Origin of the sequence: Kitasatospora sp. NPDC047058 (assembly GCF_040643935.1) — a bacterium.
GTDB lineage: Bacteria > Actinomycetota > Actinomycetes > Streptomycetales > Streptomycetaceae > Kitasatospora.
On record NZ_JBEYVJ010000253.1, the window covers coordinates 1 to 10,698 of the forward strand.

Annotated in this window: 9 protein-coding genes; 3 read left to right on the forward strand and 6 right to left on the reverse strand. The window is 74.7% G+C overall.

Features of this window, described 5'->3' with window-relative positions; translation table 11 throughout:
* Positions 1-97 precede the first annotated feature (97 nt).
* Complete coding sequence (locus tag ABZ885_RS28325; protein ID WP_360194437.1) at positions 98-853, reverse strand: hypothetical protein; 756 nt, start codon at positions 851-853, stop codon at positions 98-100.
* Positions 854-1,078: 225 nt separating this feature from the next.
* On the opposite strand from ABZ885_RS28325, the gene ABZ885_RS28330 reads away from it, so the two are divergent.
* The 3 genes from ABZ885_RS28330 (at position 1,079) to ABZ885_RS28340 (ending at position 5,970) form a co-directional block, all read left to right on the forward strand.
* Positions 1,079-2,665, forward strand: a complete 1,587-nt coding sequence (locus tag ABZ885_RS28330; protein WP_360194440.1) for a 4-coumarate--CoA ligase family protein — start codon at positions 1,079-1,081, stop codon at positions 2,663-2,665.
* 67 nt (positions 2,666-2,732) lie between these two features.
* Positions 2,733-3,353, forward strand: coding sequence for a TetR/AcrR family transcriptional regulator (locus ABZ885_RS28335; protein WP_360194443.1), 621 nt, complete (start codon positions 2,733-2,735; stop codon positions 3,351-3,353).
* A 151-nt stretch (positions 3,354-3,504) separates the two neighbouring features.
* The gene (locus tag ABZ885_RS28340; protein ID WP_360194446.1) at positions 3,505-5,970 is read left to right on the forward strand and encodes a SpoIIE family protein phosphatase; all 2,466 of its coding nucleotides are present in this window, start codon (positions 3,505-3,507) and stop codon (positions 5,968-5,970) included.
* A gap of 131 nt (positions 5,971-6,101) precedes the next feature.
* Here ABZ885_RS28340 and ABZ885_RS28345 read toward each other — a convergent pair whose 3' ends face one another.
* The 5 genes from ABZ885_RS28345 to ABZ885_RS28365 all read right to left on the reverse strand — a co-directional run bounded on the left by ABZ885_RS28345 (position 6,102) and on the right by ABZ885_RS28365 (position 10,472).
* The gene (locus ABZ885_RS28345) at positions 6,102-7,664 is read right to left on the reverse strand and encodes an MFS transporter (protein ID WP_360194449.1); all 1,563 of its coding nucleotides are present in this window, start codon (positions 7,662-7,664) and stop codon (positions 6,102-6,104) included.
* Positions 7,665-7,755: 91 nt separating this feature from the next.
* Complete coding sequence (locus tag ABZ885_RS28350; RefSeq protein WP_360194452.1) at positions 7,756-8,301, reverse strand: helix-turn-helix domain-containing protein; 546 nt, start codon at positions 8,299-8,301, stop codon at positions 7,756-7,758.
* A gap of 159 nt (positions 8,302-8,460) precedes the next feature.
* Entirely contained in the window at positions 8,461-8,853 is a 393-nt protein-coding gene (gene sepF, locus ABZ885_RS28355; protein ID WP_360194454.1) for a cell division protein SepF, read from the reverse strand.
* A gap of 268 nt (positions 8,854-9,121) precedes the next feature.
* Positions 9,122-9,652, reverse strand: coding sequence for a DinB family protein (locus ABZ885_RS28360; protein WP_360194457.1), 531 nt, complete (start codon positions 9,650-9,652; stop codon positions 9,122-9,124).
* 103 nt (positions 9,653-9,755) lie between these two features.
* Complete coding sequence (locus tag ABZ885_RS28365; RefSeq protein WP_360194460.1) at positions 9,756-10,472, reverse strand: VTT domain-containing protein; 717 nt, start codon at positions 10,470-10,472, stop codon at positions 9,756-9,758.
* Positions 10,473-10,698: the final 226 nt, after the last annotated feature.

Genomic DNA, 10,698 nt, shown 5'->3' on the forward strand with positions numbered 1-10,698 from the left:
GCCGTCATGCACCCCCCCCCCCCCGGCGGCCCCCGCCCCGGCGACGGCCCCGGCCGTCAGACGGCCGGGGCCGGGGCGCGCGGTGTGGTGCCGCGGGTCAGGACTGGGCATTGCGTCCGGCGCGCCGGCGCAGCGAGCGGATCCCGAACCAGGCCGCCCCGGCGATCAGCGCCGAGCCGCCGAGCATCTCCGCGGTGTTGGAGCCGGAGGTGCCGCCGCCGCCGGTGCCGACGCCGCCGTGCGGTCCGGGCTTCGGCGAGCCGCTGGGGTACGCCGTGGGGGAGTGGCCGGGTGCCGGGGACGGCGACGGTGACGGGCTGGCGGAGGCGCTCGGCGACGGACGGCCCGAGGGCGACGGGCGGCCCGAGGGTGACGCCGAGGCCGAGGACGACGGGGAGCTGCTCGCGGACGGGGAGCCCGAGGGCGACGGCGAGGAGGAGGAGCACTGAACGTCGAACACCTTGTGCTTGGCACTGCCGTTCTGGCCGACGAAGGTCCAGTTCAGCCGGTAGTGCCCCTCCGGCAGGCTGTAGGTGCTGGTCGCCCCGGTGCCGTTGGTCAGCACGATCGACCCGGCCAGGACGAGGGCGTTCCCGGTCGGCGGCTGCTGGTCGATGGTCCAGCTGACCAGCTGGAGGGTGTCGAAGTTGAAGGCGTCCAGGTAGAACTGGCAGACCTTCGCGTCCTCGTTCTGGCTGGTGACCGGGGTGGTGCTGTCGTGGATCTTGACGTCGCCGTTGTCGCCCGGCGCGGCGGACGCGACCGGTGCCGCGCCGAAGGCGAGCGCGGTCGCCGCCGCGGTGGCGCCGAGCATGCGGCGGGCGGACGGGAGGGGACGGGCGGTGGCTCTCACGAGTGGTGCTCCAGGGTCGGTGGCCGCGCTCGGGGGCGGGCGGCCGTGCAGCCCACCGTCGGTCCGGCCGCCGGGCGCGGCAAGCGTGCCACGCGCGCTCCCGTGATCCTTCGTCACAATGGCGCAACGCTCCGCCACTGTCCGTATGCTCCTGTCCCGCGCCCCTGGCCGGCACCCCGGCCGGGCCGCCCGATTGTGCGTCAACTACCCATCAGGAGGCACGCCTTGGTGTTCCACAGCGAGTTCCCGGAGGTCGCCCTCGTCGACCTGCCGATCCACGACGCGGTGCTCGGGGAGGCGGACCGCCACGGTGACCGGCCGGCCCTGATCGACGGCGTCACGGGGGAGACGGTCGGTTACGCCCGGCTCGCCACGGTCGTGCGCCGGGTCGCCGCCGGACTCGCCGAGGCGGGCGTGCGCCGGGGCGACGTGGTGGCGCTGTACAGCCCCAACACGATCGGCTACCCGATGGCCTTCTTCGGCGCCACCCGGGCCGGCGCCACCGTCACCACCGTCTCCTCGCTGTCCACCGCGGGCGAGCTGGCCGGGCAGCTGGCCGACAGCGGCGCCCGCTGGCTGGTCACCGTCTCGCCGTTCCTCGCCACCGCCCGGCAGGCCGCCGGGAAGCTCGCCGCCGAGGGCACGCCGCTCGCCGAGATCATCGTGCTGGACGGCGCCGAGGGCCACCGCTCGCTGGCCGACCTGCTGGCCTCCACCGGCCCCGAACCCGAGCCCGCCATCGACCCCGCGCGCGACGTCGCCGTGCTGCCCTACTCCAGCGGCACCACCGGCCTGCCCAAGGGCGTGATGCTCACCCACCGCTCGATCGCCACCAACCTGGCCCAGACCGACGCCCTCTACCACCCCGCCGAGGGCGAACGGATCCTCGCCGTCCTCCCCTTCTTCCACATCTACGGCCTGGCCGCCCTGCTGAACCAGCCACTGCGCTGCGGCGCCACCGTCGTCGTCCTGCCCCGCTTCGACCTGGAACAGTTCTGCCGCACCATCGAGGAGCAGCGCGTCCAGGCCCTGCTCGTGGCCCCGCCGATCGCCCTCGCCCTCGCCAAGCACCCCGTCGTCGACCGCTTCGACCTCTCCTCGGTCGAGTACCTGCTCTGCGCCGCCGCCCCGCTGGACCGCGAGCTCGCCGAGGCCTGCGCCCGCCGGCTCGGCCTGCCGCGGGTCCTCCAGGGCTACGGCATGACCGAACTCTCGCCGGTCTCGCACATCCTCTCGCCCGCCGACCCGGACCCCTCGCCGGGGTCGGTCGGCCGGATGCTGCCCTCCACCGAACTGCGGGTCGCCGCACTCGACGGCGGCGACACCGACCTCGGCCCGGGCGAGCCGGGCGAGCTGCTGATCCGCGGCCCGCAGGTGATGAAGGGCTACCTCGGCCACCCCGCCGACACCGCCGCCACCGTCGACGCCGACGGCTGGCTGCACACCGGCGACATCGGGTACGTCGACGAGCGCGGCTACCTCTTCGTCGTCGACCGGGTGAAGGAGCTCATCAAGTACAAGGGGTACCAGGTCGCCCCCGCCGAGCTGGAGGCCCTGCTGCTCGGCCACCCCGGGATCGCCGACGCCGCGGTCATCGGCGTCACCGACGCCGAGGGCACCGAGCGGCCCAAGGCCTTCGTCGTCCGCGCCCCCGGCTCCACGCTCACCGAGGAGGAGGTCACCGCCTTCGTGGCCGGCCAGGTCGCCCCCTACAAGAAGGTGCGCGCGGTGGAGTTCGTGGAGGCCGTCCCGAAGTCCCCGGCCGGCAAGATCCTCCGCCGCGAGCTGCGCGCCCGGGAGGCCGCCCGCTGAGCGGCACCCGCCCGTCTGCGAGGATCGACCCGCCGTTCCGCCGCACGAACAGGACCAGCCGCCGACGATGACCACGCACCCCGCCGCCCGCACCCCGCAGCAGGACCGCAGCCGCGCCACCCGGCAGCGGCTGCTGGCGGCGGCCGTCGACTGTCTCGCCGAGGTCGGCTGGAACGGCTCCACGGTGAGCGTCGTCGCCGAACGGGCCGGCGTCTCGCGCGGCGCCGCCCAGCACCACTTCCCGACCCGCGAGGACCTGTTCACCGCGGCCGTCGAGCACGTCACCGCCGAGCGGCTGGCCGCCGTCCGCGCCCACGCGGACGAGCTGCCGGCCGCCGGCCCCGAACGCACGGAGGCGGTGGTCGGCATGATCGTGCGCCTCTACACCGGACCGCTGTTCCGCGCCGCCCTGCACCTGTGGGTCGCCGCCGCCACCGAGGAGCCGCTGCGCGAGCGGATCATCGCCCTGGAGGGCCACGTCGGCCGCGAGGCCCACCGGGCCGCCGTCGAGTTCCTCGGCGCCGACCAGACCGTGCCCGGCGTCCGCGAGACCGTCCAGGCCACCCTCGACATGGCCCGCGGCCTCGGCCTGGCCAACCTGCTCACCGACGACAGCGCCCGACGATCCGGAGTGATCCGGCAGTGGGCGAGCGTTCTTGAGGGTACGCTGCGGCCGGTACGCCCATGACGCCCGTACACCAGGCGCGTCCGGCACGTTCCCCCGACCAAGGGGTCGCCGGGCGGCCGATGTCCGTGCAGTCTGGAGAAGAACCCCGGCCGGTACGGACCGCGAGGCCCCTCCCGGCCGGGAACGAGCCGAACCGGGGTGCTGCCTGATCATGCACGGACACGAGTGGGATGCGACCGACGCCGCCGGCCCCGCACCGGGCGGGAGCGCCCTGCGCCTGGACGGCCACCGCCTGGTCCCGCTCGCCACCGCACTGCTCCAGGCCGACGGCCTGATCCTGCACTGGAGCGAGGACGCCGAGGCGCTGCTCGGCTACTCCGCGGACGAGGCCGTCGGCAGCTACGCCGCCCGCCTGTTCACCGGCGAGGCCGACCGCCCCGAGGTGCTCGCCCTGTTCGAGCGCATCATGGCCGGCAAGGGCTGGTCCGGCGTCTTCCCGGTCCGCCACCGCGACGGCCACCACGTCGAACTGGAGCTGCGCACCTACCCGATAGCCGGCCCCGGCGGCACCCTGCTGCTGCTCGCCACCGCCTCCGACACCGGGGCCCTGCACCGGGTCGAGGCCGACCTCGCCGTCCTCGACGGCATCTTCGGCCAGTCCCCGATCGGCATGGCCGTCTACGACACCGACCTGCGCTACGTCCGGCTCAACGAGGCGCTGGCCCGGATGAACGGCGTCCCCGTCGAGGACCACCTCGGCCGCCGGATCGGCGCCGTCCTGCCCGGCATCAACGGCGCCGAGATAGAACAGACCATGAGACAGGTCCTGGTCACCGGACGGCCCGTGGTCGACGCCCGCTCGCACGGCCGCGTCCCCGGCGACCCGCGCCGCGACCGCGCCTGGTCCGCCTCCTACTTCCGGCTGGAGGACTCCACCGGCCGGGTCTTCGGCGTCTGCTCCTCCATCATCGACGTCACCGAACGCTTCCAGGCCGAGGCCCGCGCCGCCCGCGCACAGGAACGTCTCGCCACCATCGCCGAGGCCACCTCCCGGATCGGCACCACCCTCGACCTCCAGCGCACCGCCGAGGAGCTGATCGAGGCCGTCGTCCCGCGCTTCGCCGACTTCGCCACCGTCGACCTGCTCGAACCCGTCCTGCGCGGCGCCGAACCCACCGCCATCCCGGAGGACCGCACGGTCCAGCTGCGCGCCGTCGCCGTCGGCGAGTCCTACGAGTCCGGCCTCGCCCACGCCGTCGACACCGTCGGCGAGGTCAGCGAGTACGCGCCCGGGCGCAGCTACACCCAGTGCCTGCGCAGCGGCCGCCCGCTGCTGCGCGCCCACGTCGACGAGGAGGTGCTCCGCGGCCTGGTCGCCAGCGACGACCGGGTCGCCCCCGGGATCGCGGCCGGCATCCACTCGTACCTGATGCTGCCGGTGACCGCCCGGGGCATGGTGCTCGGCGGCGCCGAGTTCATCCGGATGCGCAACCCCGAGCCGTTCACCGCCGCCGACGTCGCCCTCGCCGAGGAACTCGTCGCCCGCACCGCGCTCGCCATCGACAACGCCCGGCTCTACCGGCGCGAGCGCGAGACCGCGCTCACCCTGCAGCGCAGCCTGCTCCCGCAGGAGATCCACCGCACGCTGGGCCTGGAGATCGCCTACCGCTACCTGCCCAGCAGCGTGGTCAGCGAGGTCGGCGGCGACTGGTTCGACGTCGTCCCGCTCTCCTGCGGCCGGGTCGCCCTCGTCGTCGGCGACGTGATGGGCCACGGCATCCGTGCCGCCGCCACCATGGGCCAGCTGCGCACCGTCGCCCGCACCCTCGCCACCCTGGACATGCCGCCGGAGCAGGTGCTCACCCGGCTGGACGAGACCGCCTCGGGCATCGGCGAGGGCCAGTTCGCGACCTGCATCTGCGCCGTCTACGACCCGCTGGAACGCACCGTGCAGGTCGCCTCGGCCGGCCACCTGCCGCCGGTCTCGGTCGGCCCCGACGGCACCGCCCGCAAGATCGACGTGCCCCCGGGCGTCCCGCTCGGCGTCGGCGGCGTCGCCTTCGAGTCGATCGAGTTCACCCTCCCCGAGGGCGGCCTGGTCACCCTCTACACCGACGGCCTGGTCGAGCGGCGCGGCCAGGACATCGACGACGGCATCGACCTGCTGGCCCGCACCCTGGCCGGCCCCGGCCGCACCCTGGAGGAGAGCTGCGACGCCGTCCTCGGCGCGCTGGTCACCGACGGCACCGACGACGACATCGCCATGATCATGGCCCGGGTGCTGCCGCTGCCCGCCGACCGGATCGCCGACCTCCCGCTCACCGGCGGCGGCCGCCTCCCCGGCAAGGCCCGCCGCTTCACCCGCGCCACCCTCGACGCCTGGGGCCTGTCCGCCCTCTCCGACTACGCCGAGCTGCTGGTCAGCGAACTGGTCACGAACGCCCTGCTGCACGCCGACGCCCCGCGCCGGCTGCGCCTCTTCCGCGACCGCGTCCTCACCGTCGAGGTCGCCGACGCCGGCGGCCAGACGCCCCAGCTGCGCCCCTTCGCCGAGCAGGACGAGGGCGGCCGCGGGATGTTCCTGGTCAGCGAGCTCGCCCAGCGCTGGGGCAGCCGCCTGACCCGGGACGGCAAGGTGGTCTGGGCCGAGCTGGAACTCCCCTTCGGCACGGTCTGACCGGCCGCCACCGCCCGCCGCCACGGTCCGCCGCCCCGGCGGGCGCGGACGGTCCCCGGGCACGGACGTTCCCCGCGTCCCGGAAGGGGCGCGGGGAACGGTAGGGCGTGCGGTGGGGGCGTGGGCCGCCGCTACGCGCTCGCCTTCTCCGGCTGCCGCTCCGGCTGCTCCGGCTGCTCCGCCGCGGCCCGGGGCAGCCCGCGCAGGAGGCGCCAGCCCAGCACCGAGGCGGCCAGCAGCAGGGTGCCCGCCAGGATGGCCGCGACGTTCATGCCGTGCACGAAGGAGTCCCGGGCGCTCGCCAGCAGCGGCCCGGCCAGCGGCTGCGGCAGGCTCCCGGCGGCCTCGACCGCGCCGCCCAGCGACTCGCCGGCCCGGGCGGCCGCCGCCGGGTCCGTCCCGGCCGGGACGGCCAGCCCGCTCGCGTACAGCGAGCCGACCACCGAGCCGACCAGGGCGATGCCGAGCGCGGTGCCCAGCTCGTACGCGGTCTCCGAGACCGCCGAGGCGGCGCCGGCCTTGTCGGCGGGGGCGGCGCTCAGCACCAGGTCGGCACCGAGCGTGTACACCACGCCCTCGGCGGTGCCGACGATCAGGAAGGCGGCGGCCAGCACCAGGTAGGTGGTGTCCTGCTGGATCCAGCCGATCAGCCCGAGGCCGACGCCCATGGCCAGCAGGCCGGCCGTCAGCGCGGCCCGGGGGCCGATCCGCCGGACCAGCCGGGCGGTCAGCAGGCCGCCGACCACCGCGCCGGCGAAGGCCGGCAGCTCGGCCAGGCCCGCCTTGAGCGGATCGTAGCCGCGGACCAGCTGCAGGTACTGCGAGGTCACGAAGACCACGCCGGAGAGCCCGACCAGCGCGGTGAGCGAGGCCAGCACGGCCGCGGTGAACCGCCGGTCGCCGAAGAGCCGGACGTCCAGCAGCGGGGTGGTCAGGCGCAGCTGGCGGCGGACGAAGACGGCCAGCGCGGCGGCGCCCAGCACGCCCGCGACCGGCACGTCCCAGCGGGCCACGCCGTGGGCCGCGGCCTCCTTGATCGCGTAGACCACGCCGATCACGCCCGCCAGGGACAGCGCCACGCTCAGCACGTCCCAGCGGCCCGGCGCGGGGTCGCGGGACTCGGGGAGCAGCCAGCGGCCGAGGGCGAGCAGCAGCACCACGACCGGGATGTTCAGCAGGAACACCGAGCCCCACCAGAAGTGCTCCAGCAGCACCCCGCCGACCACCGGGCCGAGGGCGGCCCCGGCGGTGGCGGCCGCGCCCCAGATGCCGATCGCGGTGGCCCGCTCGCGGTCGTCCGGGAAGAGGCCGCGGATCAGCGACAGGGTGGACGGCATGATGGTCGCCCCGGCCACGCCGAGCAGTGCGCGGGCCAGGATGAGCCAGCCGGCGCTCGGCGCGTAGGCGGCCATCAGCGAGGCGGCGCCGAACGCGGTGGCGCCGGCCAGCAGCAGCCGCCTGCGGCCGATCCGGTCGCTCAGCGAGCCCATGCTGACCAGCAGGCCGGCGAGCACGAAGGAGTACGCGTCGCCGATCCAGAGCAGCTGGGTGCCGCTCGGGCGCAGCGTCTCGCTGATCGACGGTATGGCGAGGGAGAGGACGGTCGCGTCGACGGCGACCAGGGTGACGGCCAGGACGAGGACGGCGAGGCCGGTCCAGCGCTGACGGGGGCCGGTGTGGACGGTACTGCTCATGGGGTATCGGTTTCCGGCCCCGGTTCCGGGGGCCTGTGGTCCGAGCTGCTGTGGATGAGGATGCGGACGGGGGGCGGGAGCGGGGGCGGCGCTACGGGCGTCGCAGTGCGCCGCCCAGGAAGAGCTCGGCGAGGGAGAAGGCGGCGTCGCGCGGGGCGAGCCGGCCGTCCTGGATGGCCCAGCCGATGCCGGCCACCAGGTCGAAGAAGGCCTCGCTCAGCCAGGCGGCGGACAGCTCGACCCGGAAGACGCCCTCCTGCTGGCCGCGCAGGAAGAGCGCGTGCAGCCGGACGATCTGCTGTTCCCAGAGGTCGTTGATCTCGTCGTCGTCGTAGAGCTGGTTCTCGCCGGCCAGGAAGGCGCAGAGGGCGGCGTCGGGGACGGTCGCGTCGACCAGGCGGCGCAGCGCGGTGTGGGCGTCGCCCTCCTCGACGGCGGCGGTGTCGAGGGCGGTGCCGAACCGGCGGAGCCCGAGCATGCCGACCTCGCGGATCAGCGCGTCGCGGCCCGGGAAGAGCCGGTGCAGGGTGGCGCGGCTGATGCCCGCGGCGCGGGCGATCTCGTCGAGGTGGGCGGTCGGGCGGCGGGAGAGCACGCCGACGGCGGCTTCGAGGACGGAGTCACGGTCGGTGGCCATGGAACGAGCATACTCCGAATGAGACATCCATGTCTCAAACTTTGTCTTCGTGCTGCAGATGAGTCGCGTTCTTCCGGCGGTGGCGGCTGCGGAAGCCGGGTGAGGGCAGCAAAAAACCGGGGACGGCGGTCGCCGTCCCCGGTCACGGGTGCGCTGCGGTCAGCTCTGGTTGTAGAAGCCGGTGTCGTCCAGCGGGCGGTCGATCACCATCACCTCGACGTCGGCCGGCGTCAGCAGGAACACCCGGCGGGCGATCCGCTCGATGCCCCCGCGGGTGCCGAAGATCAGGCCGGAGGCGAAGTCGACCATCCGCTTGGCCTCGGCCTCGTCCATCTCGGTGAGGTCCATGACCACGGGCGTGCTCGCCCGGATGTGCTCGCCGACCGTCCGGGCCGCCTCGAAACCCGTCGGCCGCAGGGAGACGATCTTCGTGGGAGCGGGGGAGGACGATACCGTCTCCTGCTCGATCCACTCGTCGTCGTACACCGCGGCCGGGTAGTTCCCGGAGGGCATCAGCCACCCGTTGTGGTGCTCGTCGCGAAGTGCTCCCATGCCGCGCCTCCCTGCCTCGTTCCGTACAGGTCCCCCGGTGCGCGTGTCCTTTTGACACGTCATCCACTCGTCGGAACTGTCCGAGTATCGCACTGATCACCGGTCCCGTGCCCGCTCGCGACCCCCGTACGAGTCGTGCCGCGCCGGAAACCCGGGCGAACCCGGGCAACTGTTGCGACGCAAGGGGGCGGCGGACGGTTGCGCGCGTAGACCATATCGGTCGCGGTCACCCCTTAATTGACCTTCTGTCAACAATGTGGGAACGATTTCACTCGCCGGTCGAGCCGTCCACCAGCTCCCGCAGCAGATCGGCGTGGCCGTTGTGCCGGGCGTACTCCTCGACCATGTGCACCAGGATCCAGCGCAGCGTCACCTGCTCGCCCCGGCGGTCGCGTTGGCCGACGGTGTCCAGCGGCAGGCCGGCGCAGGCCTGCCGGGCGGCCGCGACCTGGCGCTGCCAGGTCGCGAAGTCCGCCTCGGCGTCGGCGGTGTCGATCAGGTCGAAGTCGCCGTCGGGGTGCTCCTCGCTGCAGTAGAGCTCGTCCGAGTCGATCTCCTCGCCGAGCAGGATGGCGCGGAACCAGAAGTGCTCCACCTCGGCCATGTGCCGGACCAGGCCGAGCAGCGAGAGCGAGGACGGCGGGACGGAGCGCAGCCGCAGCTGGTCGGCGGTCAGGCCCTCGCACTTGCGGGCCAGGGTGGCGCGGTGGAAGTCCAGCCAGGCGGTCAGCATGGCCGTCTCGTCCGCGGCGAACGGGGGATCGGTCCGGGCGGTGTCGGAGATCACGGGGTTTGTCATGGCCGCCATCCTGGCGCAGCCGGGCGGCGGAAGCGACCGAATACCCGGTGGGGGTGCCGGGACGCTCCGCGACGGTGGGGGCTCCGCCGGGTCGGCGGGGCGCTCAGGCGGCGGCCGAGCGCCGGCGGGCCGCGGCCCGCCAGAGCGAGACGAGGCTCAGCACGACGAGCACGGCGATCCCCCCGGCCGACACCAGGAAGGCCGCCGACCCCGGTTCGCCCGCGCTGGCCGCCGCCGTCACGTAGACCGCGGTGGTCGGGACGACGCCGAGCGCGGTCGCGGTGAGGAAGGGCAGGAACCGCACGCCGGAGAAGGCCGCGCCGTAGTTGCCGGCCTGGAACGGCAGCCCGGGCAGCAGGCGCAGCAGCAGCACGCTGCGGAACCCCTGCTCGGTGAACCGGCGGTCCAGGGAGGTCAGCATCCGCCCGCGCAGGTACGGGCGGAGCGCGTCGCGCCCGAGCAGCCGGCCGAGCGCGAAGGCCATCGCCGCGCCGAGCGTCGTGCCCAGGACGGCCAGCAGCACGCCCTGCTGGATGCCGAGCAGCAGCCCGGCCGCCGCGTTCAGCGCGGGCCGGGGCATGAAGGCGAGCGTCCCCACCGCGTAGACCAGGGTGAACACCGGAGCCAGCCAGTACCCCGGCACCCCGGCCGGGAGCCCGCCGGAGAGCAACGCCGCAGGGCTCCACAGGAACAGCGAACCGGCCGCCGCCGCGAGGATCACCACCAGCAGGACGAACCGCGGCCACGGCGAGCGCCCCGGCCGGGCGGACGGCGGCGGTGGCGGCGACGGCTGGGGTGGCGGCGATGCGGCTTCGGGCACCGCCCGAGCCTAACCCGTGGGCCGCCGTCCCCCTGCGCGGGCCCGCACGGGCCGGCCCGGTCCGCCGACCGGGCCGGCCACGTGCGGCGCGGGGTCCTGCTCGGACACGCCTCAGGACGCGGCCGGGGTGTGCGGAGGTCGGGACATCGTCACCGGGCACCGGCGGGGCCGGCAAGCTGCTCGCGCAGACCGTCGAGCTGAACACCGGCATCCGCATCGACCACTA